The 25,657-nt window shown below is 71.0% G+C and carries 22 protein-coding genes; 11 read left to right on the top strand and 11 right to left on the bottom strand.

The features are described 5' to 3' along the window. Window positions 1-4: 4 nt before the first annotated feature. Window positions 5-496 (top strand): Cys-tRNA(Pro) deacylase, encoded by a 492-nt coding sequence (ybaK, locus tag QSK34_RS03575; protein WP_285579801.1) that lies wholly within the window; start codon window positions 5-7, stop codon window positions 494-496. Window positions 497-504: 8 nt separating this feature from the next. Here the strand turns inward: ybaK and QSK34_RS03570 are convergent, their stop codons facing one another. Then, window positions 505-1,365, bottom strand: a complete 861-nt coding sequence (locus tag QSK34_RS03570) for a hypothetical protein (protein ID WP_285579799.1) — start codon at window positions 1,363-1,365, stop codon at window positions 505-507. A 93-nt stretch (window positions 1,366-1,458) separates the two neighbouring features. Next, window positions 1,459-2,214 carry an SDR family oxidoreductase gene (locus QSK34_RS03565; RefSeq protein WP_285579797.1) on the bottom strand — a complete coding sequence of 252 codons (756 nt, stop codon included), beginning with the start codon at window positions 2,212-2,214 and terminating at the stop codon, window positions 1,459-1,461. Between the two features lie 102 nt (window positions 2,215-2,316). Here QSK34_RS03565 and QSK34_RS03560 point away from each other — a divergent pair, with 102 nt between their 5' ends. After that, window positions 2,317-3,159, top strand: coding sequence for a helix-turn-helix transcriptional regulator (locus tag QSK34_RS03560; RefSeq protein WP_285579796.1), 843 nt, complete (start codon window positions 2,317-2,319; stop codon window positions 3,157-3,159). On the opposite strand, the gene QSK34_RS03555 is transcribed toward QSK34_RS03560, so the two are convergent. After that, window positions 3,160-4,023: an SEC-C domain-containing protein gene (locus QSK34_RS03555; RefSeq protein ID WP_285579795.1), complete on the bottom strand. Its 864-nt coding sequence runs from the start codon at window positions 4,021-4,023 to the stop codon at window positions 3,160-3,162. A gap of 135 nt (window positions 4,024-4,158) precedes the next feature. Between QSK34_RS03555 and QSK34_RS03550 the strand changes: the two genes are divergently transcribed. Further along, window positions 4,159-5,553, top strand: coding sequence for an amidase (locus QSK34_RS03550; RefSeq protein WP_285579793.1), 1,395 nt, complete (start codon window positions 4,159-4,161; stop codon window positions 5,551-5,553). Here QSK34_RS03550 and QSK34_RS03545 read toward each other — a convergent pair. Next, the gene (locus QSK34_RS03545) at window positions 5,504-6,007 is read right to left on the bottom strand and encodes a hypothetical protein (protein WP_285579791.1); all 504 of its coding nucleotides are present in this window, start codon (window positions 6,005-6,007) and stop codon (window positions 5,504-5,506) included. The two genes, QSK34_RS03550 and QSK34_RS03545, sit on opposite strands and share 50 nt — an antisense overlap. Before the next feature lie 53 nt (window positions 6,008-6,060). Here QSK34_RS03545 and murA point away from each other — a divergent pair, with 53 nt between their 5' ends. Next, window positions 6,061-7,368, top strand: coding sequence for a UDP-N-acetylglucosamine 1-carboxyvinyltransferase (gene murA / locus QSK34_RS03540; protein ID WP_062432110.1), 1,308 nt, complete (start codon window positions 6,061-6,063; stop codon window positions 7,366-7,368). A gap of 40 nt (window positions 7,369-7,408) precedes the next feature. Here murA and QSK34_RS03535 read toward each other — a convergent pair whose 3' ends face one another. The 3 genes from QSK34_RS03535 to dnaE all read right to left on the bottom strand — a co-directional run bounded on the left by QSK34_RS03535 (window position 7,409) and on the right by dnaE (window position 13,762). Then, window positions 7,409-7,855, bottom strand: a complete 447-nt coding sequence (locus tag QSK34_RS03535; protein WP_285579783.1) for a hypothetical protein — start codon at window positions 7,853-7,855, stop codon at window positions 7,409-7,411. 50 nt (window positions 7,856-7,905) lie between these two features. Beyond that, on the bottom strand, window positions 7,906-10,155 hold the full coding sequence (locus QSK34_RS03530) for a transglycosylase domain-containing protein (RefSeq protein ID WP_285579781.1): 2,250 nt from the start codon (window positions 10,153-10,155) through the stop codon (window positions 7,906-7,908). 85 nt (window positions 10,156-10,240) lie between these two features. Then, entirely contained in the window at window positions 10,241-13,762 is a 3,522-nt protein-coding gene (gene dnaE / locus QSK34_RS03525) for a DNA polymerase III subunit alpha (RefSeq protein WP_030450302.1), read from the bottom strand. A gap of 95 nt (window positions 13,763-13,857) precedes the next feature. On the opposite strand from dnaE, the gene QSK34_RS03520 reads away from it, so the two are divergent. After that, window positions 13,858-15,252 (top strand): amino acid permease, encoded by a 1,395-nt coding sequence (locus tag QSK34_RS03520; protein WP_285579778.1) that lies wholly within the window; start codon window positions 13,858-13,860, stop codon window positions 15,250-15,252. On the opposite strand, the gene QSK34_RS37725 is transcribed toward QSK34_RS03520, so the two are convergent. After that, window positions 15,194-15,964 carry a chorismate mutase gene (locus tag QSK34_RS37725; protein ID WP_353051362.1) on the bottom strand — a complete coding sequence of 257 codons (771 nt, stop codon included), beginning with the start codon at window positions 15,962-15,964 and terminating at the stop codon, window positions 15,194-15,196. The two genes, QSK34_RS03520 and QSK34_RS37725, sit on opposite strands and share 59 nt — an antisense overlap. 85 nt (window positions 15,965-16,049) lie before the next feature. Here QSK34_RS37725 and QSK34_RS03510 point away from each other — a divergent pair, with 85 nt between their 5' ends. Genes QSK34_RS03510 through QSK34_RS03485 form a run of 6 tightly spaced genes read left to right on the top strand, consistent with a single transcriptional unit; the run spans window position 16,050 to window position 23,618 of the window. Continuing rightward, entirely contained in the window at window positions 16,050-18,500 is a 2,451-nt protein-coding gene (locus QSK34_RS03510) for a serine/threonine-protein kinase (protein WP_285579774.1), read from the top strand. Between the two features lie 16 nt (window positions 18,501-18,516). Then, window positions 18,517-20,394, top strand: coding sequence for a serine/threonine-protein kinase (locus tag QSK34_RS03505; protein WP_285579770.1), 1,878 nt, complete (start codon window positions 18,517-18,519; stop codon window positions 20,392-20,394). Next, on the top strand, window positions 20,394-21,035 hold the full coding sequence (locus QSK34_RS03500; protein WP_285579768.1) for an AzlC family ABC transporter permease: 642 nt from the start codon (window positions 20,394-20,396) through the stop codon (window positions 21,033-21,035). Before QSK34_RS03505 ends, QSK34_RS03500 begins: the two co-directional genes overlap by 1 nt. Further along, window positions 21,032-21,331: an AzlD domain-containing protein gene (locus QSK34_RS03495; protein WP_285579766.1), complete on the top strand. Its 300-nt coding sequence runs from the start codon at window positions 21,032-21,034 to the stop codon at window positions 21,329-21,331. The genes QSK34_RS03500 and QSK34_RS03495 overlap by 4 nt, the downstream gene beginning before the upstream one ends. 26 nt (window positions 21,332-21,357) lie before the next feature. After that, a complete protein-coding gene (locus tag QSK34_RS03490) occupies window positions 21,358-22,734 on the top strand; it encodes a serine/threonine-protein kinase (RefSeq protein WP_285579762.1) in 1,377 nt (458 codons plus the stop codon). Then, window positions 22,731-23,618: an oxidoreductase gene (locus QSK34_RS03485; protein WP_285579760.1), complete on the top strand. Its 888-nt coding sequence runs from the start codon at window positions 22,731-22,733 to the stop codon at window positions 23,616-23,618. Before QSK34_RS03490 ends, QSK34_RS03485 begins: the two co-directional genes overlap by 4 nt. Window positions 23,619-23,620: 2 nt before the next feature. Here the strand turns inward: QSK34_RS03485 and QSK34_RS03480 are convergent, their stop codons facing one another. The 3 genes from QSK34_RS03480 to QSK34_RS03470 are packed head-to-tail and all read right to left on the bottom strand — an operon-like array spanning window position 23,621 to window position 25,459. Further along, window positions 23,621-24,547, bottom strand: coding sequence for an RluA family pseudouridine synthase (locus QSK34_RS03480; protein ID WP_285579758.1), 927 nt, complete (start codon window positions 24,545-24,547; stop codon window positions 23,621-23,623). Continuing rightward, entirely contained in the window at window positions 24,540-25,091 is a 552-nt protein-coding gene (gene lspA, locus QSK34_RS03475) for a signal peptidase II (RefSeq protein WP_285579756.1), read from the bottom strand. Before lspA ends, QSK34_RS03480 begins: the two co-directional genes overlap by 8 nt. Then, on the bottom strand, window positions 25,064-25,459 hold the full coding sequence (locus QSK34_RS03470) for a TraR/DksA family transcriptional regulator (protein ID WP_030450311.1): 396 nt from the start codon (window positions 25,457-25,459) through the stop codon (window positions 25,064-25,066). Before QSK34_RS03470 ends, lspA begins: the two co-directional genes overlap by 28 nt. Window positions 25,460-25,657 lie beyond the last annotated feature (198 nt).

The raw sequence follows: 25,657 nt of genomic DNA, 5'->3' as shown, positions 1-25,657 counted from the left end.
GCGCGTGGCGAAGACGAAGGGCGGGCAGGGCACCCCCGCGACCGTGGCGCTGACCAAGGCCGGTGCCGATTTCATCCTCCACCCCTACGAGCACGACGCGAACGCGCAGGCCTACGGGGAGGAGGCGGCCGACGCGCTCGGCGTGCCCTACGAGCGGATCTTCAAGACGCTCGTCGCCGAGACCGAGGCGGGGCTCGCGGTGGCGGTGGTGCCGGTGGCCGGGAAGCTCGACCTGAAGGCGTTCGCGGCGGCGCTGAAAGGCAAGAAGGCCGCGATGGCCGAGGCGGCCAAGGTCGAGCGGGTGACGGGTTACGTGGTGGGCGGCATCAGCCCGCTCGGCCAGCGCAAACGGCTGCCGACCGTGGTCGACGCGTCCGCGCTGGCCTTCGAGACGATCTACTTCTCGGCAGGGCGCCGGGGTCTCCAGATCGAGACGGCCCCGGGGAACCTGGTGACGCTCACGGGCGCCATCACCGCGCCGATCGCCAAGGACTAGCCGAAGGGCTAGGCGGGCTCGGCCAGGGAGCCGCAGACGAAGCCCTCTTCACGCTCGGGGTCGAGCTGGACCTGCGTGAGGTTGGTGGTCTCCATGGGGCGGCGGAACGTCTCCTGCTTGTCGCAGTCGTACAGCAGGTAGGTTCCGTCGCTCTCGCCGAGCAGCATCATCCAGCGGCCGTCGTAGAGCGGCTTGTCGTCCTCGGCGTTGGTGAGGATCGCCCACTGGTCCTGGAAGCCGACCGTGCTGAGCAGGAAGTTCGCCTGGCCGGTGTCGCGCATCGTCTGCGCCGCGGAGGCGAGGTTGAGGATCAGCAGGAAGCCCAGGCCGAGGCCGGTCAGGCCGCCGACGAGCACCTTCAGCCCGGCCCGGCCGACGGGCCGGCGGCGCAGCAGCTGGAAGGGCACCAGGAAGGTCACCACGCCCAGCCCGACCGCGATGACGACCATGACCGTCAGGTCGAGGTCGGCGAAGAAGTTGTAGAACCCCCAGTACGTCGCCCCGCTCCACAACGCGGCGATCAGCCCGGCCACCCACGGCCGCGCCCGGATCCACCCGACGAGCCGGCCGGCCCCGCCGAGGGTGATCACGTTGACGAGCCAGGCGAGGCCGACGAGCAGGCCCAGCAGCGGCACGCCCAGCAGCAGGACCAGCACCAGCGTGCTCATGAGGCGGCTGAACAGGACCGACTGGTCGATGCCGGCCTGCTGCGGGTTGATGCCGAACGCCGCGTAGATCTCCTCGACGCCGAGGTAGAGGACGGCGTACAGGGCCACGCCGATCGGGAGCACGACGGAGGCGACGCGTTCGAGCAGGCCCATCACGCTGCCGCGGTCGTCGTTCTCCTCGGTCGGCCGGACTTCCGGCATGTCCCGATTTCTTGTCTCATCTATGGGAATTTCTTGATCTATCACGGTCAAGCAGGGTACAGATCATGACTAGATGAGTGACTGAAAATTCAATTATTTGTTCGCGTGCGGGTCTGTGGCGTTGAGCACAGTCACGACGTGGTCGTAGTCGCCCCGCCGCTCGGCCTCACGCAGGAACTTCACCCGCTCGACCAGGATCTCCTCGGCGTCGGGCCGCGTCTCCAGCAGGGTCATGACCTCGGCCACGAAGTCGTCGAGGGGCAGCGCCCGCTCGTTGTCCCGCTGGCCGGGCATCAGATCGGTCTGGACCGACGGCGGCACCAGCTCGACGACCCTGACCTTCGTGTACTGCAGGCGGATCGACTCGCTGAGCATGTGGATGGCGGCCTTGGAGGCGTTGTAGCTCGGGGTGGCCTTCAGCGGGGTGAAGGCCAGGCCCGAGGAGACGGTGACGATCGTCGGGTCGGGCTGCTTCTGCAGGTGCTCGATGAACGCGGCGATCAGCCGGATCGGCCCAAGGACGTTGGTCGTGACGACCGTCTCGGCCGTGGCCAGGAAGTCGTCGGGCCGGGTCCAGTCCTCGGCGCGCATGATCCCGGCCATGGTGACCAGCACGTTGAGGTCGGGATGACGCCGCAGCACCTCGTCGGCGGCCTGCCGGATGCTGTCGGCGTCGGCGGTGTCGACGCGGACCGTGCCGAAGCCCTCGGCCTTCAGCTCGTCGAGGATCCCGGTCCGGCGCCCGCCGACGACGACGGTGTTGCCCCTGTCGCGCAGGGCCCTGGCCAGAGCGAGCCCGATGCCGCTGGTGGCGCCGGGGATGAAGATCGTGTTTCCGGTGATGTCCATGTCCCCGACCCTTCCCCCTCCGCCGGGAGAGGTGCAGAGACCACTTGTCGGGGGATCGGCGGTCCCTGGTTACCGGTCGCGGGGCGTGCGTAGGTTGGGGACGTGGACCGCTCAGCCCTCTCCGACTTCCTCCGCCGTCACCGGGAGGCGTTGCGCCCCGAAGACGTGGGGCTGCCCGAAGGCGCCCGGCGGCGCGCGCCCGGCCTGCGGCGCGAGGAGGTGGCCGCCCTCGCGCTGATGTCGACCGACTACTACACGCGGCTCGAACAGCGCCGCGGGCCGCAGCCCAGCGAGCAGATGCTCACCGCGCTGGCCCGCGCGCTCCGGCTGACCGGCGACGAACGCGACTACCTGTTCCGCGTGGCCGGCCGGAACGCCCCCGAGACCTTCACCGGCTCGGGCCACGTGGCCCCGGCCCTGCTGCGGGTGCTCGACCGCCTCGACGACACCCCCGCGCTGATCCTGTCGAACCTGGGCGAGACCCTGGTCGCCAACCGGATGGCCCAGGCCCTGCTCGGCGACCGGTCGGGCTACACGGGCCTGGCCCGCAGCGAGATCTACCGCTGGTTCACCGACCCGGAGAACGAACGCCGCCTCTACCCCGAGGACGACCGTCCCCGCCAGAGCCGGGCCATGGTGGCGAGCCTGCGGGCGGCGTACGGGACGATGGGCCCGAAGTCGCGCGCGGGCGAGCTGGTCACGGCCCTCCAGAAGGCCAGCCCGGAGTTCACCGAGATCTGGGACCGTCACGAGGTGGCCCGCCGGTTCGAGGACCACAAGGTCCTCATCCACCCGCAGCTCGGCCCGATCGAACTCGACTGCCAGGTCCTGTTCACCGAGGACCAGTCGCAGACGCTGCTGGTGCTGACCGCTCCCCCGCGCAGCGAGGGCGACGAGAAGCTGAAGCTGCTCGCGGTCGTGGGCCACGAGCGGTTCCCGGTCTAGTCAGACGGGCGAGCCGCAACACTTCTTGTACTTGCGGTCGGAGCCGCACCAGCACGAGTCGTTGCGTCCCGGGGGCCAGGCGACGTCGCCGGCCGGGTCGGTCAGCGTGACCAGGGCCAGGCGCTCCTCCTCGGAGGCGGGGGCGTCGTCCGGAAGACGGACGACCGCGACCCTGGTCTCCAGGTCGGCCTTCCGGAAGCGCGCCTCCAGCGCCCGCAGGTCGTCGCCGGGCACGTAGGGCAGCCGCACGGTCGGCTTCTTCTCGATCACCGGCTGGGTCGGCTTCGGCGCGGCCGGTTCGGCCGTGACGTGGGCCTCGACGCGGTCGGACAGCGGGCCGGGGCCGCCGAAGCGGCGGCGCAGCAGGTCGAGGTAGCGGACCGTCGCGGGCGGGCGGCCCAGGTCGAGCGTGAGCCGCAGGCCCTCGTCGAGGAGGTCGGCGGCGAAGCCGGGGTCGAACGGCCCGGCGATCATCGCGGCGGCCGGGTAGAACTCCTCGTCGCGTTCGTCCTCGGGCAGCCGGGCGAGCTCGGCCCGCCGCGTGCGCAGCAGCCGCAGCGCCGTCGCCGAGTCGCCGAGCTGGCCGTGCAGCTCGGCCATCGGGGTGCGCAGCGGGCCGGTCAGCTCGGGTTCCACGCCGATCAGGTCGTGGAGGAGGTCGAGGGTGTCCTGCTCCCACCCGTCGAGGGTGTAGTCGTCGATGAGCTCCACCACGTAGGCCGGGATGCGCCGGTCGCCCCGGGCCCTCGGGTCCATGAGGGCGTCGGCGAGCAGTTCCCAGGCGGCCTTCTCCTCACCCCGGTCGTAGGCGCGTTCGAGCGCGGCGTCGAGGTCGAGTGGGCCGAAGAGATGGTCCGGAAGCACCAGGGCACCCTACCGAGGGTGTAGCCGAGGTTCACCTTCCCGGAGGACGAAACGGGCATACCTCCGGGCGTACCGTCGGATCACACGGTCGGCGGCGGCGCGGGGGCCCGCCACCGCTCGGATAAGGTGACGCCGGTGACGGAACTGCACTATCTCACCGCGTCGGAGACCTCGGCCCTGCTGCGTGCACGGGAGATCGGCGCGGCCGAGGTCACCCAGGCTCATCTCGACCGCATCGAGGCGGTCAACCCGCAGGTCAACGCGATCGTGACGGTCACCGCCGAGCAGGCCCTCGACCGGGCCCGGGAGCTCGACCGGGGTGAGTGGCAGGGGCCGCTGCACGGGCTGCCGGTCGCCCACAAGGACCTGGTGTCGACCAAGGGCGTCCGGACCACGTTCGGGTCGGCGCTGTTCGCCGACCACGTCCCGACCGTCGACGACCTCATCGTCCGCCGGGTGCGCGACGCGGGCGGGGTGATGATCGGGAAGACCAACACGCCCGAGTTCGGCACCGGCTCCCACACCGTCAACGAGGTCTTCGGGGCCACCCGCAACCCCTACGACCTGACCAGGTCGGCGGGCGGGTCGAGCGGCGGCGCGGCGGCGGCGCTCGCGGCCGGGATGACCCCGCTGGCCGACGGCTCCGACATGGGCGGCTCGCTGCGCAACCCGGCGTCGTTCTGCAACGTCGTCGGGCTGCGGCCGACCCCCGGCCGGGTGCCGTCGAAGTCGACGACCGCCGCGTGGTTCACCCTGGGGGTGTCGGGGCCGATGGCGCGGACCGTACCGGACCTGGCGCTCTTCCTGACCGCCATCGCGGGCCCCGACCCGAGTTCGCCGCTGTCGATCAGGGAGGACGCGTCGATCTTCGGCGGCTCCCTGGAGACCGACGTCAGCCGGTTGCGCATCGCCTTCTCCCCCAGCCTCGGCGGCCTCCCGGTCGACGCCGAGACGGCCGGGGTGACCGCGCGGGCGGCCGAGGTCTTCCGCGACCTGGGCGCGACCGTCGAGCACGCCGACCTGAACCTGGCGGGCGCCGACGAGGCCTTCCGCACCTACCGCGCCTGGTGGTACGCCGCCACCTACGGCGACCTGGAGGGCGTCGGCGAGAACGTGCGCTGGAACGTCGAAAGGGGCCGCGAGGTCACCGCAGAGGACCTGGCGACGGCGGAGAAGCTGCGCACCCGCCTCTGGCACCGCGTGAACGGCTTCTTCGGCACCTGGGACTACCTGATCGCCCCGGTCAGCCAGGTCCCGCCGTTCCCGGTCGAAGATCCCTATGTACGTTTCGTCGACGGCCTCCAGATGCCCGACTACCTGGCCTGGATGCGCTCGTGCTACCTGATCAGCGTGCTCGGCGTGCCGGCCCTGTCGGTGCCCTGCGGGTTCACCGACACCGGCCTGCCTGTGGGCGTGCAGATCATCGGCCGCCCCTGGGACGACCTCGGCGTCCTGCGGGTCGGCCACGCGTTCGAGCGGGTCACAGGGGCGGGATCGACCCGTCCGCCGCTTTCCGCTCCCGGTAGGTGACCGCGAACTCGCGCGCCCAGAACACCCCGGCCGCCAGCACCGCCCAGAACACCAGCACGCCCTTGGCCGTCAGGCCCAGCAGGTCGCGGGTCGCGAACTCCCCCGCCGACGTCGCGGCCCGGACGACCTCGCCCCCCATCGACGACCCGACGAGGAACGCGACGGCCGACCCGGCCAGCCCGCCGGCGCCCAATCCCAGGACGATCGGCAACCCGTCGTCGCCCGCCCGCCGGTAGGCGACCAGCCCCGCGACGAGCCCGATGGTCGCCGTGATCAGCGCGAAGTAGCCGTCGGCCGCGATGAGCGCCTGGGTGTTCGGATCGGCCACCCGCCAGACGCCCTCGTAGAGGACGTATCGGGTGCGGGGCGCGAGGAACGACCACAGGAATCCCGCGGGCACCCCCAGCACCGCGAGGAGCAGGACCGTCCCACCGAAGTACTTCACAGGCCGCACCGTCCCGATGGTACCTACCTAGACCAGGCCGGCCGCGCCGTTAGCATTGGCGGGTGAACGAACAAGCGTGGCTCATCGAACCCTCCGGTCCGCTGCGGGGGGACGTCGAGGTCCGAGGGTCCAAGAACGCCGTGTCCAAGCACATGGTCGCGGCCATGCTCGGCGACGGCCCGAGCACCCTGCACAACGCCCCCGAGGTCGGCGAAGTCCACCTGACCGCCGCCATGCTGGAGGCCCTGGGCATCCACGTCGAGATCGGCGACGGCGAGATCACCCTGGAACGCGGCAGCGTCATCGAGCCGAGGGTCCCGGAGAAGTACACCGGCCTCAACCGCATCCCCATCCTGATGCTCGGCCCGCTCCTCCACCTGGCCGGCGAGGCGTTCGTGCCGATGGTCGGCGGCGACCCCATCGGCCGCCGCCCGGTCAACTTCCACCTCGAGGCGCTGCGCTCCATGGGCGCCGAGATCATCGAGGACGAGAGCGGCATCACCGCCAAGGCCTCCCGCCTCCACGGCACCCGCATCACCCTCCCCTACCCGAGCGTCGGCGCGACCGAGACCATCCTGATGACGGCCGTCCTGGCCGAGGGCAAGACGGTCATCAAGGGCGCCGCCATGGAGCCCGAGGTCGTCGAGCTCGCGCTCTACCTCCAGCGCATGGGCGCGATGATCGAGTTGTCCCCCGACCGCCGCATCGTCATCGAGGGCGTCGAGAAGCTCCACGGCGCCTCGACCTGGCTGGCCGGCGACCGCATCGAGGCCTTCTCCTACCTCGTCGCGGGCCTGGTCACGGGCGGCGAGGTGCGCGTCCACGGCTGCCCGCAGGACCGCCTGGTCACCGCGATCACGACCCTGGCCCGCATGGGCGCCCGGTTCGACATAACAGACGACTGGCTGACCGCCTCGGCCCCCGACGGCCTGCGCGCCGCCGCCGTGCAGACCGACACCCACCCCGGGTTCATGACCGACTGGCAGACGCCGCTCATGGTCCTGTTCACCCGCGCCGAGGGCATGTCGGTGCTCCACGAGACGGTCTTCGAGAACCGCCTCGTGTACGTCCCGGCGCTGCAGAAGATGGGCTGCGAGATCGAGGTCTTCTCCCAGTGCCTCGGCGGCCCGGCCTGCCGCTACCACGACACCAACGCCAAGCACTCGGCGGTCGTGCGCGGCGTCTCCAAGCTCCGCGGCGCCGACGTGACCCTGCCCGACATCCGCGCGGGCTTCTCGGCGGTCCTGGCGGCGGCCGTGGCCGAGGGCACCTCCACCCTGCGCGGCGTGAACCACATCGAGCGCGGCTACCACCGCCCGTTCGACCAGTTCACCTCACTCGGCCTGAAGATCCGCCGGGCCGACGTCTGACCCACCACGACGGCCGTGACCCAGCCGGGTCACGGCCGCGTCAGCCGGCGCCGAACCCCGAGACGAGCCACCGGTCCTTCACCCAGTGCACGGCGAAGGGCTCGATGAAGTCGCCGGTGGGATGTCCGGTGTCCCCGCAGAGGTGCATCGACACGCTCACCCGACGGCATTCGCGTCCTGGCGGGCAGTCGAGGTCGGCGGCGTAGGAGTCGCCGATCTCGATGTCGGCGGCGGCGTCCCAGTGCCGGAACGGGGAGAACGGGCCGTTGAACTCCTCGTCGAAGTCGGTCTCGGGCACCATCACGGCCGTGATGGTCTCGCTGTCCTTGCCCAGCGCCGCGTCGATGTAGGCGGCCACGACCTCCTCGGGCGCGGCCCCGGCCGGCGGGATCGGCACCTCATACCGGCCGGGCACGCAGACGAAGCACCCGGCGAGCAGCGGCACGAGGGCCAGGAGTGCCACGCTCCGGCCACGACTGGCGGTCATGACCGAAGGTTAACGATCATCGATCCCGGTTCGCCCGGGAATCGGGCCGATCAGTCGCGGCGGCGGCGGCCCTCGCCGTCGGCGCGGGCGTTGCCTCGGTAGTAGTCGTCGCGGGGGTCGCCGCGGTAGTAGTCGTCCTCCGGGTACAGGTTGCCGTTCTCGTCCTCGTACCAGTACTCGTACTCGACGTCGCCGCGGCGGCCGCGTTCGGCCTCCATCGCCTCGCGCAGGCCCGGGGTGAAGCCGCCGCCGAAGCGGCCCATGTCCGGGGGCGTGAACTCGGTGGCCGGGGTGTCGCGCAGGGCGCCCTGCATCGAGTCGACCCAGATCGGGCCCGGGAGCGAGGCGCCCTGGACCGAGCCGTAGGTCTGGTCGCCGATCCGGACCCCGTTCAGGGGGTATTTGTACGACCCCCGGATGTCTCCCACGCTCACGGCGGCGGCCAGGTTCGGGGTGTAGCCGGCGAACCACGCCGACGTGTAGTTGTTGTTGGTGCCGGTCTTCCCGGCGGCGGGGCGGCCGATCGACTGGCCCTTCATCGTGCCCTGGGTGAAGACGCCCGACAACACGTCGTTCACCGCGTCGGCGACCGCCGGGTCGATGGTCGCGGAGCAGGCCGGGGGGATCTCCACCCGGCGCCCGTCGCGTTCGACGATCTCGGTGATGGCGATCGGCTTGCAGTACTTGCCGCGCGCCCCGAACGTCGCCACGGCCGCCGCCACCGTCAGGGGGTCCATCTCGTTGACGCCGAGGGTGAAGGTCGGGACCTCCGACAGTTTCCCGCCGTCGGCGCGCTGGATGCCGAGCGCCTTGGCGGTCCGGATGACGTCGCAGAGGCCGACCTCGCGCTCCAGCATCATGAAGAAGATGTTGGACGACTTCCAGGTGCCCAGCTCCAGGCTGTAGGGGCCGCCCTTGCCCTCGCCGGACGCGTTGTAGATCTTGGCACTGGGGTCGTTGACCGGTTTGCCGGCGCAGTCGGTGAAGCCCTCCGACGGGACGAACACGCCGGGCGTGTCGAAGCCCTGGCCGAACTTCCAGCCCTTGGCCAGCGCGGTCGCCAGCGTGAAGATCTTGAACGTCGAGCCGGCCTGGAAGCCCATCCCGCCCCCGTGGGCGGTGTCGGCGGCCAGGTTGAAGGTCGTGTTGGGGCCGATGACCTTGCCGCCGGGGTTGCTGCCGTAGCGCTTGCTGGCCGCCAGCGCCCTGATGGCGCCCGTTCCGGGCTCGACCATCGCCTCGGCCGCCACCTCGGTGTCCTCGGCCGCGACGCGCGCCTCGATGGCCTTGTCCGCCGCCTTCTGGGCGACCGGGTCGAGCGTGGTCTTCAGGGTGAGGCCGCCCCGCTGGAGCCGGCGTTCGCGGTCGGCGCGGGAGTGGCCGAAGGCGGGGTTGGCGAGGATCTCGTGCTGGACGTACACGCAGAAGTAGGGGTACTCCGATTCGGCGCAGCCGCCGGGTTCGGCGCGCATGTTGAGCCCGAGGGCCTGCGACTTGGCGGCGGCGGCCTCGGCGGGGGTGATCTCGCCGAGCTCGGCCATGCGGTCGAGCACCAGGTCGCGCCGCTGCTGGAGCTTCTCGCGCTGCGCCTCGCCGCGCGCGGGGTCGGTCGAGTAGGGCGTGCGGACCGCCCCCGCCAGGGCCGCCGCCTGGCCCAGGGTGAGGTCCTTCGCCGACACCCCGAAGAACCGGCGGGCCGCCGCCTGGACGCCGAAGGCGCCCGCGCCGAAGTAGGCGATGTTCAGGTAGCGCTCCAGGATCTGGTCCTTGGAGTACTTCTCCTCCAGCGCCAGCGCGTAGCGCATCTCGGTGAACTTGCGGCGGATGCTGCGGACCTGCGCGGAGTCGCGTTCCTTCTCCGACTCGGCCCGGTTGACCAGGATGTTCTTCACGAGCTGCTGGGTCAGCGACGACCCGCCCTGGCGGATGCCGCCGGCCTGGGTGTTGGCGATCAGCGCCCGGATGGTGCCGCGCACGTCGAGGCCGGCGTGCTCGTAGAAGCGGGCGTCCTCGATCGCCACGATCGCCTCGCGCATCGGCTTGGAGACCTGGTCGATCGTGACCGACTGCCGGTTCTGGGAGTAGAACTGGGCGAACTGGCGGCCGTTCCGGTCGACCAGCCGGGTCACCTCGGGCAGCGGGTCTTCGCGGGGCGGCGGCGGGAGCTTGGTGACGGTCCCGGCCGCCGTGTTGCTCGCCACCCCGGCCCCGGCGACGATCGGCGCGACCAGCGCCGCCGCCAGGACCCCGCCGAGTGCGCCGCAGACCGCCAGCCCACCGGCCGTCGTGACCCGTGCCATGCCGCTCCCCCCGAAACAGCTCGACAACCAGGGGGAACCAGCGTCAACCTAACGTCAACCTAACACAGCGTAACGCCAGGTAACGCTACGCCCCCAGGCAGGCCGGTCCGAGCAGCTGTTTCAGGTCGCCCATCAGGGCCGGGCTCGGGGTGACCCGGAGGCGGTCGTCGAGGCGCATCACGGTCGTACGCGGCCCGTTGTGGACCTGGAGGTGCACCTCGGTCGTGCCGGGATGGGTCGTCAGCACCTCCTTGAGGCGGCCGACCACCGGCGGGGTGACCCGGGCCATCGCCAGGCTGACCACCAGCGGGCCGCCCGACTCGACCGTCAGGTCGGGCTGGGTGACCTCCATCGCGATGATCTTGGCGACGTCCTCGCGCTTGTCGATGCGGCCCTTGACGAAGACGATCGCGTCTTCGGCCAGGATCGTGGCGCAGAGCTGGTAGGCCGACGGGAAGATCATCACCTCGATCGAGCCGCCGAGGTCTTCGAGCTGGGTGAGGACCCAGGTGTCGCCCTTCTTGGTGACCTTGCGCTGCACGCCGCTGAGGATGCCGCCGACCGTGACGATCTGGCCGTCGGGCCGGGAGTCGTCCTGGAGGGCGGTGATCGAGCAGTCGGCGCCGCTCGACAGGATGTGCTCGACGCCGAGGAGCGGGTGGTCGGAGACGTACAGGCCGAGCATCTCGCGCTCGAACTGCAGGAGGGTGTTCTTGTCCCATTCGCCCTCGGGGATGGTCACCTCGAAGGTCTGGTCCTCCCCGCCGTCGACCGCGCCGAACAGCGAGTCCTGCCCGATGGCCTCGTTCTTCTTGATGTCGATGATCGCGTCGACGGCCTGCTCGTGGATCATCACCAGGCCCTTGCGGACGTGGCCCATCGAGTCGTACGCCCCCGCCTTGATCAGCGACTCGATGACCCGCTTGTTGCAGACCTGGGCCGGGACCTTGCGCAGGAAGTCCTTGAAGTCGGTGAAGCGGCCCTTCTCCTTGCGGGCGGCGATGATGCCGTCGACGACGTTGCCGCCGACGTTGCGGATGGCCGACAGGCCGAACCGGATGTCGGCGCCGCGCGGGGTGAAGTCGAAGTCGGAGTCGCTGACGTCGGGCGGCAGCACCTTGATGCCCATGTGGCGGCACTCGTTGAGGTAGAGGGCCGACTTGTCCTTGTCGTCCTTCACGCTCGTGAGCAGGGCGGCCATGTATTCGGCGCGGTAGTTGGCCTTCAGGTAGGCCGTCCAGTAGGAGACCAGGCCGTAGCCGGCGGTGTGGGCCTTGTTGAAGGCGTAGTCGGAGAACGGCAGCAGGATGTCCCACAGGGCCTTGATGGCCTCCTTGGAGAAGCCGTTGTCCTTCATGCCCTTCTCGAAGAACTCGTACTGCTTGTCGAGTTCCGACTTCTTCTTCTTGCCCATCGCGCGGCGGAGCAGGTCGGCGCCGCCGAGCGAGTAGCCCGCGACGCGCTGGGCGATGGCCATGACCTGCTCCTGGTAGACGATCAGGCCGTAGGTCGTGGACAGGATGTCCTTCAGGGGCTCCTCGAGCTCCTTGTGGATCGGGGTGATCTCCTGCTGGCCGTTCTTGCGCAGCGCGTAGTTGGTGTGGGAGTTGGCGCCCATCGGGCCGGGGCGGTAGAGCGCGAGGGCGGCGGAGATGTCCTCGAAGTTGTCGGGGCGCATCAGCCGCAGGAGGGTGCGCATGCCGCCGCCGTCGAGCTGGAAGATGCCGAGGGTGTCGCCGCGGGCCAGCAGCTCATAGGTCTTGGCGTCGTCGAGCGGCAGGTCGAGCAGTTCGATCTTGTTGCCGGTGTTGAGCTCGACCATCTTCAGGCAGTCGTCGATGATCGTCAGGTTGCGCAGGCCGAGGAAGTCCATCTTCAGCAGGCCGAGCGTCTCGCAGGTCGGGTAGTCGAACTGCGTGATGATCGCGCCGTCGGAGTCGCGGCGCATGATCGGGATGTAGTCGGTCAGCACCTCCGACGACATGATGACGCCGGCGGCGTGCACGCCGGTCTGCCGGATCAGGCCCTCAAGGCCGCGCCCGAGGTCGATGGTCGACTTGACGTCGACGTCTTCTTCGTAGAGTTTGCGCAGCTCACCGGCTTCGTTGTAGCGCGGGTGGTCGCTGTCGAAGATGCCGGAGAGCGGGATGTCCTTGCCCATCACGGCGGGCGGGAACGCCTTGGAGACCTTGTCGCCGAGCGCGTAGGGGTAGCCCAGGACGCGGCCGGCGTCCTTCACGGCCGCTTTCGCCTTGATCGTGCCGAAGGTGGCGATCATGGCGACCTTGTCGGAGCCCCACTTCTCGGTGACGTACCTGATGACGTCGGCGCGCCGGCGCTCGTCGAAGTCGATGTCGACGTCGGGCATGGAGACGCGCTCGGGGTTGAGGAACCGCTCGAAGTAGAGGCCGAACGGGATCGGGTCGAGGTCGGTGATGCCCAGCGAGTAGGCGACCAGCGAGCCCGCCGCCGAACCACGGCCGGGGCCGACCCGGATGCCGTTGTTCTTGGCCCACATGATGAAGTCGGCGACCACGAGGAAGTAGCTCGGGAAGCCCATCTGGACGATGACGCGCAGCTCGTTCTCGACCCACTCGCGGTGCTCGTCGTCGACGCCGCCGGGGAAGCGGCGGTGCATGCCCTTCCAGACCTCCTGGCGGAAGAACTCCTCCTCGGTCATCCCGTCGGGGATGGGGTAGGTCGGCATCAGGTTCTTGTGCTGGAAGAACCCGGTGGGGTCGACCTTCTCGGCGACCAGGAGGGTGTTGCGGCACCCCTCCTGCCACAGGTCGGAGGAGTCGACGGCGCGCATCTCGTCGGCGGTCTTGATGTAGTAGCCGCTGCCGTCGAACCGGAACCGGCCCGGGTCGGAGAGCTGCTTGCCGGTCTGGATGCACAGGAGCGCGTCGTGGGACTGGGCGTCGGACTCGTAGGTGTAGTGGGAGTCGTTGGTGACCAGCGGCGGGATGCCGAGCTCCTTGGAGATGCGGGTCAGCCCGTCGCGGACGCGGCGCTCGATGTCGAGCCCGTGGTCCATGATCTCCAGGAAGTAGTTGTCCTTGCCGAAGATGTCCTGAAATTTCGCCGCCGCCTTGACGGCCTCGTCGTACTGGCCCAGGCGGAGCCGGGTCTGCACCTCGCCCGACGGGCAGCCGGTGGTGGCCATCAGGCCCTCGGAGTGCTCGGCCAGGATCTCGGCGTCCATGCGGGCCCACTTGCGGTGGAAACCCTCGGTGTAGGCGCGCGAGGACAACTTCATCAGGTTGTGGAGGCCGGCGCGGTTGCGGGCCCAGATCGTCATGTGGGTGTAGAAACCACCCGCCGAGACGTCGTCGCTCTTCTGGTGGGGCTCGCCCCACAGGACCGGCTTCTTGTTGAAGCGGGTGTCGGGGGCGACGTAGGCCTCGATGCCGATGATCGGCTTGACGCCGGCCCCGGTCGCCTGCTTGTAGAAGTCGAAGGCGCCGTGCATGTTGCCGTGGTCGGTGATCGCGATGGCGGGCATGCCCTGCTCGCCCACCAGTTTGAACATCTGCTTCAGCCGGGCCGCACCGTCGAGCATCGAGTATTCGGTGTGGACGTGCAGATGCACAAACGAATCGCCCATGAGACCCCCATCTTCCGACCGACGGAGGTAGAGCCTACGCGTGATCACCTCCCCGCACGAATACGGTCGCGGAAGAGATCTTCCGGGGGGAAAAGGTGGAGAAGACCAATCTCGACGAGGGGTACTCGCACGCCCTCGGCAAACGCCAGGTCCAGATGATCGCCATCGGCGGCGCCATCGGCGTGGGCCTGTTCCTCGGCTCCGGAGGCCGCTTCGCCGCCGCCGGACCGGCCCTGGTGATCTCGTACGCGATCGCCGGGATCGCCGCCTTCTTCGTCATGCGGGCCCTCGGCGAGCTGGTCAGCTACCGGCCCACCTCCGGCTCCTTCGTCTCCTACGCCACCGAGTTCGTCGGCCCCTGGGCCGGGTTCGCCAGCGGCTGGATGTACTGGGTCAACTGGGCCGCCACGGGCATCGCGGAGCTGACGGCCATCGCGATCTACGTGCACCTGTGGGCGCCCGACTTCCCGCGCTGGCTCACCGCGCTGATCGCGCTGGGGGTGGTGCTGATCGTGAACCTGGCGTCGGTGAAGGCCTTCGGCGAGATGGAGTTCTGGTTCGCGCTGCTCAAGGTGGTCGCGATCGTGACGTTCCTGATCGTCGGGCTCTACCTGGTGATCTTCTCGATCGAGGGCGCCTCGCCCGCGAACCTGGTCTCCCACGGCGGGTTCTTCCCGCTGGGGTTCGGGCCCGTCTTCATGAGCCTCCAGTCGGTGGTCTTCGCGTACGCCGCCATCGAGCTCGTCGGCATCGCGGCCGGCGAGACCAAAGACCCCGACAAGGTGCTGCCGAAGGCCGTCAACAGCGTCATCTGGCGCATCGCGATCTTCTACGTCGGGTCGGTGCTGCTGCTCGGCATGGTGCTGCCGTGGACGTCGTACGGCCCCGGGGAGTCCCCCTTCGTGACGGTGTTCACGCAGCTCGGGGTGCCCTGGGCGGGCGACGTGATGAACCTGATCGTGATCACGGCGGCGTTGTCGTCGTGCAACTCCGGGCTCTACTCCACCGGGCGGATCCTGCGGTCGATGGGGCAGCGGGGCGAGGCCCCCCGGTTCACCCGGTCGCTGAGCTCCCGGCACGTGCCGGTGGGCGGCATCCTCATGACGGCCTCGGTCTACGTGGTGGGGGTGGCGGTGTACTCGTACATCCCCGAAAGGGCCTTCACCATCGCGGTGGCGATCTCCTCCCTCGGGACGGTCACCACGTGGGGCACCCTGATCTACTGCCAGATCAAGCTGCGCCAGGCCTGGATGCGCGGCGAGCTGCCCCGGCCCGCGTTCCGGATGCCGGGCTCGCCCTACACGAACTGGCTGACGCTGGCCTTCCTGGGGCTGGTGGTGGCGCTGATGCCGTTCGCCGACGAGGACCAGCGGCTGGCGTTCTACCTGATCCCGGTGCTGGCGGGCGGGATCTGGGGCGGCTGGCGGCTGGTCAGCGCGAAGCGGGCGCCGGCCACTCACGTTCAGCAGCGTGTAGTCCCGCCTCAATGACGGCCGCCATGATCGGGCGCAGGCCCGGTTCGCCCAGGCGCGGCGCGCGCTGCGCCATCGCGGCGACCACCCTGCGCTCCCGTTCGGGGTCGCGCCCCGCGAAGCCGCCGACGGGCTTGAGCCGCTGGATCGCCCCGGCCAGTTCGGCGCGGCGCTCCAGGATGACGGCGAGGGCCGCGTCGGTCCGGTCGATCGCCGCGCGGGCCTGAGGCAGGTCCTCCGGCGCCTCGGGGCGCACCACGGCGCCGATCAGCCGGGCGTCCTCCACGGCGGCGTCGACGACCTCGGGCGGCGCGCCGGGGTCGAGCAGGAGCCCGTCGGCGCCCGCCGCGACGGCGGCCCCGGCGAGCGCGGCGTCCTTCCCCAGGTCGACGATCACCGGCCGCCCCGACTCCGCGCGGGCGGCCTTCACCAGCGCCAGGTCGGGCACCGCCTCGCAGAGCACGACCGAGGCGTTCCCCTCGGCCTCGCAGCGGTCGGCGGCGGTCAGCCACTCCATCAGCGACGCCTCGCGTGGCCGTCTGAGGATCACCGGCAGGGCGAGACGGGCGGCGGCCCGGACGAGCGCCAGGTCGTCGACGACGACCGCGACGGCGGGACCGGCGAGGGCGTCGAGTTCGACCGAAGGCGACAACTCGACGAGCAGCGGACCCCCGAGGACCGCGACCGGCCGCCCTTCTCCGATGGTCAGATCCGCGATCCGTACGGACATGTCGTGAGATTACCAGGGCAGTACTGCTCGCGTTTGATCCCTTTGCCATCCATGGGACGATTCATGGGTTCTGGAAGGGGTGGGGATGACGAACGCGGAAGGCCGACTCGTCGGGGGCCGGTACCACTTGATAGAACCCATCGGCCGGGGCGGCATGGGCATCGTGTGGCGGGCCCATGACGAGCTGCTCGACCGCGCCGTGGCGGTGAAGGAGGTCCGGTACGACAGCGCGATGGGCGACGAGCTGCCCGAGCTGAACCGCCGGACCATGCGTGAGGCGCGCGCCGCCGGGCGGCTGACCCATCCGAATGTGGTCGTCGTCCACGACGTGATCGAGGAGGACGGGCGGCCCTGGATCATCATGCAGCTCGTCGAGTCGCGGTCGCTGGGGCAGGTGATCCGGCAGGACGGGCCGCTGACGCCCAAGCGGGCCACCGAGATCGGGCTGCAGATCCTCGACGCGCTCCGGGCCGCCCACGCGCAGGGCGTGTTACACCGTGACGTGAAGCCCGAGAACGTGCTGCTCGCCGACGACGGGCGCGTGGTGCTGACCGACTTCGGCATCGCGCGGGTCGAGACCGACTCGACGATGACCCGCACCGGCCTGGTCGGCACCCCCGCCTTCATCGCGCCCGAGCGGTTGCGCGGCGGCCCGGCCCAGCGCGAGTCCGACCTGTGGTCGCTCGGCGCGACCCTCTACGCCGCCGTCGAGGGCCGCCCGCCCCACGACAAGGGCATGGCCATGGCGACCATGCACGCCGTGCTGACCGAGCCGCCCGACCCCGCCAAGAACGCCGGACCGCTGCGTCCCGTCCTCGACCGCCTCCTGGAGAAGGACCCCGCGACCCGCCCCGGCTACGACGAGACCGCCCGCCTGCTGCGCCGCGCGGCGACCGAGCAGGCCGCGCCCCGTCCCGTCGACGCCTCCGGCTGGCCGTCGCCGCCCTCCCCGCAGCGTTCCGGCCGGGCCAACGGCGTGCCCAAACCGTCGGCGGTGCCCCCGGAGGCCTTCGAGGCCACCGACCCCGACCTCCCGACGACCCCGACAAAACACCCCAAGAAATCCCCTTCCGCACGCCCTGACGACGCCCCGGCCGAATCCCCCGCCGAGAAACCGTCCCCGTCGAGCGGCGCCGAACCGGCGGGGCCGCAGACCGGCGACGCGATCCCGGCCCAGCGGCCGGCCGAACCGGCGAAACCCTCGGCGAAACCGGCCAGGAAGCCGGTGAGACCGGCGACGGGCGCGAAGGCGGCCGGCAAGCCCGCCGACCCGGCCGGGAACGCCCCCGACGACTCCGCCGCGGACAAGGCCGCCGCGGCCGCCTCCAGCCGGGACGCGGCCAAGGCCTCCCCCGGCACGGCGGCCAAGAAGCCCGCCGGAAGCGGAGCCACCGGTCCCGGCGCGGGCACGAAGGCCGACTCCGCCCCCGCCGCCGGCACGACCGACGGTGACGTCAGGCCCGAGCCCGTGCGCGAGTTCGCGCAGGAGGACGGCGCGGAGTCCCGCAAGGAGCCGCCCGCCGAACCCAGGCCCGCTCCCAAGCCCGGCAACCGCAGGCCGCCCAGCGCCCCCTACGGCGGCGCCGGGGTGCGTCCGGGCGCGGGCCGTCCCGCCGAGGCCGCCCGGCCGGGTGAGCCCGCCCCGGCCCGTCCGGCGGCGGCGGGCGCCACCCGACCGGAACCCGCCCGCCCCGCACCGCTCCACGCCGACGAGCCCGGCCACACCCGGCTCGGCGAGCACGCGTCCCTGCCGCTTCGCGAGTCGGGCCGCAACTCCTGGGCGACCGTCGACATCCCCGAGCGGCGCAACGGCCTGCTCAAGGCGGCCCTGATCGCGATCCCGGCGATCCTCGTGGTGGGCGGCGTCGCGTTGTGGCTCGGCATGAAGCAGGCCAACGAGGGCTCCGGCACCGCCGCGACGATCAAACCCCCGGCCACCTCCGCCGCCGCCGACCCGTCGGGCGACCCGACCGGGGAGGCCGGGGCCGAGGAGTCCGGCAAGCCGTCGGCGAGCCCTTCGGAGGACGAGGAGAAGGAACCCTCTCCGGAGCCCTCCGAATCCCCCTCCAAGGAGGAGGACAAGGACGAGGACAAGCTGCCGAAGGGCTGGAAGACGCACAAGAACGCCGCGGGCTTCTCCATCGCCCTTCCCCCCGGCTGGAAGCAGGTGCGCTCCGACAGCGGCAACGTCTGGTTCGAGGGCCCGCTCGACGGCGCCTACCTCCAGATCGGCCACACCAGCACTCCGGGCAAGGACGCGCTCGCCGACTGGAAGTACCAGGAGGCGAACTCGGCCCGCTACTCCTTCTCGGGATACAAGCGGCTCAGCATGAAGAAGGTCGACTACTTCCGCAACGCCGCGGACTGGGAGTGGACCTTCGACACCGACGGTTTCAAGGGCCACATCCTGAACCGCGGTTTCGTCGTCGACGACAAGCACGGCTACGCGATCCTGTGGAAGACCCGCGACAAGGACTGGGACAAGTACCGCCACTACTTCGACAACTTCGCCAAGTCCTTCGAACCCGACAAGTGACCCCCGTTATGGGACGATGCCAAACGGTTCGAAGGGGGATGATGTGGAAGGGTCGCGCCGCCTCGCGGGGAGGTACCAGCTCGAGGAGCGGATAGGCCGCGGTGGGATGGGCGTCGTCTGGCGTGCCCACGACGAGCTGCTCGACCGCCCGGTCGCGGTCAAGGAGGTCCTCTACACCGCGCTCAGCGACGACGACCGCGCCGAGTTCAACCGCCGCACCATCCGCGAGGCCCGTGCGGCGGGCCGGTTGTCCCACCCGAACGTGATCGTCGTCCACGACGTCATCGAGGAGGACGGCCGCCCCTGGATCGTCATGCAGCTGGTCCGCTCGACCTCCCTGGGCGACGCGCTGCGCGAGCACGGCCCCCTCGTGCCCGACCGGGTGGCCGCCATCGGCGCGCAGGTCCTCGACGCCCTGGTGACCGCCCACGCGGCCGGCATCCTGCACCGCGACGTGAAGCCCGAGAACGTCCTGCTGACCTCCGACAACCGGGTGGTCCTCACCGACTTCGGCATCGCGTCCATGACCGAGGACCCGTCGGTGACCCTGACGGGCTCCATCACCGGCACCCCGGCCTTCCTCCCGCCGGAACGCCTGTCCGGCCACCCGGCGACCCCCGAGTCCGACCTGTGGTCCCTGGGCGCGACCCTGTGGGCGGCGGTCGAGGGCCGCTCCCCCTTCGACCGGGGCACGCCGATCGCCAGCATGGCCGCGGTCCTCCACGAGGAGACCCCGGTCTCCCACCGGGCCGGGCCGCTCGCGCCGGTCCTCGACGGCCTGATGTGCAAGGACCCCGTCCGCCGCATGGGCCCCGACGAGGCCATGGACCTGCTCCACCGGGCCGCGAGCGGCCGGTGGAACCCCCAGGGCGGCCAGTCCAGGAACACCCCGCAGAACACCCCCCAGAACGCCGCTCCGGCAGGTCGCCCCGGGGCCTTCGCCGACCAGGGGACGACCGGCGCCGGTCCCCGCGACGGGTTCGGCTCACCCGGCTTCCCGGGGCAGGCCGGTCCGGTGAGCACTCCACCCGACGGCACGGGCGCGCCCGGCCACTTCTCCGGCGGGCCGCCGCACACCGCGCCCGGCGCGTTCGGCGGCCAGGGCGGGCCCGCGCCGACCCCCCAGGCGTTCGGCGCCCCCGCCTACGGTTCGCCGGGGACGCACGGGCACACGCCGGCCGACGTCACGGTCGTCCCGCAGGAGAAGGACCGGGACAAGTTCCTGATCGTCACCCTGGCCACCCTGCTGGTCGCGCTGGTCGGCATCGGGGGCTATTTCGCGTACACGACCCTCAATCCCGCCGCCGACCCGGGCGTCGTCGCCGGCGGTCCCGACCCGGTCACCCAGCCCGCCCTCGAACCGTCGGCCGAGCCCTCGCCCGAACCGTCGGCGGCGCCCTCGCCGGAACCCACGCCCAGCGCCGGCGACGCCCCGCCGCTGCCGCAGGGCTGGAGCGAGTACCAGGACGAGGACCTGCGGTTCGCGGTGGCGCTGCCGCCCGGATGGGAGGCCTACCGGAAGGAAGGGCAGCGGGTCTACTTCAAGGGGCCGGGCATGCCGGGCTACCTGCAGGTCGACCTCACCCCGTGGGAGCGCGAGGACCCGGTCGAGGCGCTCGAGGTGGTCGAGCAGGCCTCGACCACGAAGGGGTACCTGCGCGGCTACAAGCGCATCGCGTTGAAGCGCACCGCCCTCGTCGTCGGCGGGTTCGACGCGCCGGGCGCCGACTGGGAGTTCCTGCACACCACGTCGGCCGGGGTGCAGCGGGTCTACGACCGCGCGTTCCGCATCGACAACCAGTGTTACGCCCTCTACTGGCAGGTCCCGCAGACCTCCTGGGAGAAGGCCGCCCCCTGGTTCCGGATCTTCGCCAGAACGTTCCGGCCGATCTGATGTCCGCGCGGCACGACGCGGTCCGCGCCGGGCTCGGCGTCGGGCTCGCGGTGGGGGTGTCCGGGCTGGCGTTCGGCGCGGCGGCGGTGACGGCCGGGTTGTCGGTGGCGCAGGCGTGCGCGCTGAGCCTGTTCGCGTTCACCGGCGCGTCGCAGTTCGCGCTGGCGGGGGTCGTGGCCGGGGGCGGGGCCCTCGTCCCGGGCGTCGCGGGCGCGCTGCTGCTGGGGGCGCGCAACGGTCTGTACGGCCTGCGCCTCGCCTCCGTCCTCCCGGCCCGCCTCCGCGTGCTCACCGCCCACGGCGTCATCGACGAGACCTCGGCCGTCGCCTTCGCCCACCCCGGCGCGGCCAGAGCGGGCTTCTACACCACCTTCGCCGCCCTCTACGTCACCTGGAACCTGACCACCTTCCTGGCGGCCGTGGGCGCCTCGGCGGTCGCCGACCCGTCGGTGTTCGGCCTCGACGCGGTCGGGCCGGCCACGTTCCTGGCCCTGCTCTGGCCCCGGCTGAAGGAGTCGCCGGAAGACCGGAAGGTGGCGCTGGCCGGGGTGGTCATCGCGCTGGGCGCCACCCCGTTCCTGCCGCCCGGCGTCCCGGTCCTGCTCGCGGCGGCGGGCGCGCTGGCGGTGCTGGTCAGATGAGTCTCTGGTGGGCCGTCATCGCCACGTGCGTAGGCTGCTACCTGCTGAAATACGCCGGGCTCGCGGCTCCGCGCAAGGTGCTCGACCACCCGGGCGTGCGGCGGTTCGCCACGGTCGTGCCGGTGGCGCTGCTGGCGGCGCTGATCGCCGTCCAGTCGTTCGGGCAGGGTTTCGACTGGCCCAGAACGGCGGGATTGGGCGCCGCCGTGGTGGCCCTGCTGCTGCGCGCCCCGTTCCTGCTCGTCCTCGTCGTCGCGGCCCTCGTTACGGGACTGCTGCGAATAACGGGCATGTGATTCCGCTGCCGGGGTAGCCGGGCGGCATGCCCGAGTCTCAGACGTCCGACCGTATCGTCGCCAGCCGTTATCGCCTGATCGAACCTCTCGGCCGGGGTGGCATGGGCACCGTGTGGCGTGCCCTGGACGAAACCCTGGAACGCGAAGTCGCCGTGAAAGAGCTCAACGCCGACCTGTCCGGCGCGGATCGCGAGATCTTCACGATCCGCACCCTGCGCGAGGCGCGGGCCGCCGGTAGGGTGAGCCACCCGGCGGTGGCCGCCGTCTACGACGTCTTCGAGGAAGGCGGCCATCCGTGGATCGTGATGCAGTACGTGCCGTCCACGACCCTGGGCGCGCTGATCCGCGACGAGGGGCCGATGCGCCCCCACCGGGTCGCGACGATCGGCCTCCAGGTGCTGAGCGCGCTGAAGGCGGCCCACGCCGCGGGCGTGCTGCACCGGGACGTGAAACCCGACAACGTGCTGATCACCCCTGACGGCCGGGCGGTCCTGACCGACTTCGGCATCGCGGCGATGGAGGACGACAGCCCGGTGACGAGGACGGGCTCCCTCGTCGGCACGCCGGCCTTCATCAGCCCGGAGCGTGCGGCAGGGGGCCGCGCGGTCCGCGCCTCGGACCTGTGGTCGCTCGGGGTGACCCTCTTCCTGGCCGTCGAGGGCCGCTCGCCGTTCCACCGGGGCCACGCCATGGCGTCGCTGGCGGCGGTCATGTACGAGCCGTACGGCCAGCTCTACCGCGCCGGACCCCTCACCCCGGTCCTGCACGGCCTCCTGGAGAAGGACCCCGCCCGCCGCATGACGGCCGTGGAGGCCGAAAGCCATCTCCACAACATCGTCAGCGGCATCACCTCGGAGCCGACGGCCCCGTTCATCCCGATCCCGCCGCCCCCGCCCGTCAAGGAGAGCCCCCGCAGGAGGTGGCCCTTCACGGCGGTCGTCTCGGCCGTCCTGGCGGTGGGGCTGAGCGCGGGCACCGTCGCGTACATGACGGCGGGAGACGCCCCCGTGAGCCCGGCCGACACGATCCCGGCGCAGGTCCCCGCGAAGAAGAAGGCCACGTCCACCCCCGAGCCCACGTCCGAGGCCACGGCGGAGAAGACGGCCGACGAGGAACCGGAGGCCCCGCCGACCGAACGGGCCCAGGGAGAACGGCAGCCGGAGAGGGCGCAGGCCCCCTCCCCAAAAGCCAGTCCGTCCGGCCGGTCAAGCGAGAAGTCGAGCCCACCGGACGAGGAATCCGAGGAAGAGCCCACCCCGAGCCAGGAGCCCACGGAAGAGCCCGCGGAAGAGCCCTCCATGGAGGAGAGCACCGGGGAGGAAAACCAGGAAAGTCAGGGAAGCCAGGAAAACCAAAGCCTGGAAAGCACAGGTCAGCTTGAGGGCCGACTTCCTGACGAATGATCACCCCTAACGGGGTCACGACCGGGCACGGGACGCACATGGACGACATCACCGGCGGAATCCTCAAACTCACCGACGACCTGGCCCTGACGAGAATGGGCTACGGCGCGATGCGCCTGACCGGCCCGGGGATCTGGGGCCCGCCGAAAGACCGGGCCGAGGCGGTCCGCGTGTTGCGGACGGTCGCCGACCTGGGCCTCCTCCACATCGACACCAGCGACTACTACGGCCCCCACGTGGTGAACGACCTCATCCGCGAGGCGCTGCACCCCTATCCGGAGGGCCTGCGCATCGTCACGAAGGTCGGCGGCCGACGCGGCCCCGACAGGTCGTGGCACCCCGCCCTGACCGAACCGGAACTGATCGAGGCCGTGTACGACAACCTCAAGCGCCTCGACGTCGAACGCCTCGACGTGGTGAACCTGAGGATGTTCGACGCCGGCGACCCGACCGTCCCCTTCAGCGTGCTGGCCGCGCTCATGGACGAGGGCCTGATCGCCCACCTGGGCGTCAGCAACGTCACCGCGGAACAACTGCTGACCTGCCGGGGCATCGCGCCGGTGGTCTGCGTCCAGAACGCCTACAACCTGGTCGACCGGAGCGACGACGCCCTGGTGGACCTCTGCGCCGAGCAGGGCATCGCCTATGTCCCGTTCTTCCCGCTGGGCGGCTTCTCCCCGCTCCAGTCGGAGGTCCTGGACGAGGTGGCGGCGAGCCTGGACGCCACCCCCCAGCAGACGGCGCTGGCGTGGTTGCTGCACCGCTCCCCGACGATCTGCGTCATCCCGGGCACCTCGTCGGTCGCCCACCTGCGGGAGAACGTGGCGGCCTCGGGCCTGCGCCTGCCGGCCGACGCGCTGGCCCGGCTCGGCTCACTCGGCTGAGGTCACGACTCGGCGATCACGTCGAGCGCGTGGGCCAGGTCGGCCGGATAGCCGGCGGTGAAGGTGACCCATTCTCCGGTCGAGGGATGCTCGAAGCCCAGCGTCACCGCGTGGAGCCACTGCCGGGACAGGCCCAGCCGGGCCGAGAGCGTCGGGTCGGCGCCGTACTGCAGGTCGCCCACGCACGGGTGGCGCATGGTCGACATGTGCACCCGGATCTGGTGGGTCCGGCCGGTCTCCAGGCGGATGTCGAGCAGGGAGGCCGACCGGAAGGCCTCAAGAGTGTCGTAGTGGGTCACCGAGTCCTTGCCGCCGGCGACCACGGCCCAGCGTCCGTCGCCGGAGGGGTGCCGGTCGATCGGCGCGTCGATGGTGCCGCGCAGCGGGTCCATGTGGCCCTGGACCAGCGCGTGGTAGCGCTTCTCGACGGTGCGCTCCTTGAACGCCCGCTTCAGCAGGGTGTAGGCCCGCTCGCTCTTGGCCACGACCATGCACCCGGTCGTGTTGGCGTCGAGCCGGTGGACGATGCCCTGCCGCTCGGCCGCGCCGCTGGTGGAGACGCGGTGGCCCGTGCCGAGGAGGCCGCCGATGACGGTCGGGCCGGTCCAGCCGACGGAGGGGTGGGCCGCCACGCCGATGGGCTTGTTCACCACGACGACGTCGTCGTCCTCGTACAGGATCGTCATGCCGGGGACCGGCTCGGCCACCGGCATGGGCGCGGCGACCGGCGGGGGGATGGTGACGTCGAGCCACGACCCGGCCGAGACCCGGTCGGACTTGCCGGCGGGCGAGCCGTCGACGAGCACGTCGCCGCCGACGATGAGCTCGGCCGCGCGGGTGCGCGAGAAGCCGAAGAGACGGGCGAGAGCGGCGTCGAGCCGCTCTCCCTCCAGCCCGTCGGGCACGGGCAACGACCGCTGGTCAGGCATCCTTGACCGCCCCCTCGCGGGTGCCGTCGATCTGGTAGCCGCGCCAGGCCAGGAACACGGCCAGGATGCCGCCGCAGACGATCGCGGAGTCGGCCACGTTGAAGATCGGGAAGTTGGTCGCGGGGAAGACCTGGACGAAGTCGACCACGTGGCCCTGGAACGGCGCCGGCGACCGGAAGATCCGGTCGGTCAGGTTCCCCAGGGCGCCCCCGAGCAGGAGGCCGAGGTCGATCGCCCACGGCAGCGAACGCAACTGCCGGGCGGTGCGGATGATCGCGCCGATCACCACCGCGGCGATGATCGTGAAGACGATCGTCATGCCGGTCCCGATGGAGAAGGCCGCCCCGGGGTTCCGGATGACGTTGAAGACCAGCACGTCGGGGATCAGCACCGTCGGCAGCCGGTCTTCCAGATACTCGACCACGAGGAACTTGGTGATCAGGTCGAATATGTAGATGAGCACGGCCACGGCGGCGAGGAGCTTGATCCGCCGCGCCCGCGTCGCCCCGTCGTCGGTCAGCGGCGTTCCTCCCGCTGCTTGCACGCCACGCACAGCGTCGCCCTCGGGAACGCCTGCAGACGTTCCTTCCCGATCGGCCGTTGGCACGATTCGCACACCCCATATGTTCCCGCGTCGATGCGGGCGATCGCCCGCTCGTTCTGCGCGAGCAGGTCGCGCGCATTCAGGGTAAGGGCGATCTCACGTTCGCGCTCATAGGTCTTGGCTCCGGCGTCGGCCGGGTCGTCGCCGGCGCCCTCGGACGAGTTGCCGAGCGCGAGGGACGCCTCGGCCCGGGCGATGTCGACCTGCAGCTCCTCGATCTCGGTCAGCAACCGGTCGCGGACGGCCGCGAGTTCATCGGCGGACCAGACGTCCTCAGTGACGGCGGTCTTGGCCGCGCGCGTGGCCATGGGGCCTCCCAAATGCAGTGTTGGTGCAAGTCCGGGCATCGTAGGTATGCGAAAACAAGATCGGCAATCGACGCGCCGACGCTTTTACGCCATCCGTACCGGACGGCTTGCTCCTCCCCGTTTGCCGCATACCTCCGCGCCGAGTTGTGGATTCAACACCTACGCCTCGTCGCGTGTTCCGCGCTCCCTACCCCGATA

Source organism: Herbidospora sp. NBRC 101105, assembly GCF_030269205.1.
Classification (GTDB): domain Bacteria; phylum Actinomycetota; class Actinomycetes; order Streptosporangiales; family Streptosporangiaceae; genus Herbidospora; species Herbidospora solisilvae.
This window is presented reverse-complemented; position numbering and strand designations above follow the sequence as displayed.

Excerpts from the sequence above, each read along its gene's own strand:
- dnaE (WP_030450302.1), bottom strand. The coding sequence starts at position 13,762 with ATGGGCGATTCGTTTGTGCATCTGCACGTCCACACCGAATACTCGATG.
- QSK34_RS03485 (WP_285579760.1), top strand. The coding sequence starts at position 22,731 with ATGATCACCCCTAACGGGGTCACGACCGGGCACGGGACGCACATGGAC.
- QSK34_RS03470 (WP_030450311.1), bottom strand. The coding sequence starts at position 25,459 with ATGGCCACGCGCGCGGCCAAGACCGCCGTCACTGAGGACGTCTGGTCC.
- QSK34_RS03565 (WP_285579797.1), bottom strand. The coding sequence starts at position 2,214 with ATGGACATCACCGGAAACACGATCTTCATCCCCGGCGCCACCAGCGGC.
- QSK34_RS03570 (WP_285579799.1), bottom strand. The coding sequence starts at position 1,365 with ATGCCGGAAGTCCGGCCGACCGAGGAGAACGACGACCGCGGCAGCGTG.
- QSK34_RS37725 (WP_353051362.1), bottom strand. The coding sequence starts at position 15,964 with ATGTCCGTACGGATCGCGGATCTGACCATCGGAGAAGGGCGGCCGGTC.
- QSK34_RS03480 (WP_285579758.1), bottom strand. The coding sequence starts at position 24,547 with ATGCCTGACCAGCGGTCGTTGCCCGTGCCCGACGGGCTGGAGGGAGAG.
- QSK34_RS03500 (WP_285579768.1), top strand. The coding sequence starts at position 20,394 with ATGTCCGCGCGGCACGACGCGGTCCGCGCCGGGCTCGGCGTCGGGCTC.
- QSK34_RS03505 (WP_285579770.1), top strand. The coding sequence starts at position 18,517 with ATGCCAAACGGTTCGAAGGGGGATGATGTGGAAGGGTCGCGCCGCCTC.
- QSK34_RS03535 (WP_285579783.1), bottom strand. The coding sequence starts at position 7,855 with ATGACCGCCAGTCGTGGCCGGAGCGTGGCACTCCTGGCCCTCGTGCCG.
- QSK34_RS03530 (WP_285579781.1), bottom strand. The coding sequence starts at position 10,155 with ATGGCACGGGTCACGACGGCCGGTGGGCTGGCGGTCTGCGGCGCACTC.
- QSK34_RS03490 (WP_285579762.1), top strand. The coding sequence starts at position 21,358 with ATGCCCGAGTCTCAGACGTCCGACCGTATCGTCGCCAGCCGTTATCGC.
- QSK34_RS03510 (WP_285579774.1), top strand. The coding sequence starts at position 16,050 with ATGACGAACGCGGAAGGCCGACTCGTCGGGGGCCGGTACCACTTGATA.
- QSK34_RS03495 (WP_285579766.1), top strand. The coding sequence starts at position 21,032 with ATGAGTCTCTGGTGGGCCGTCATCGCCACGTGCGTAGGCTGCTACCTG.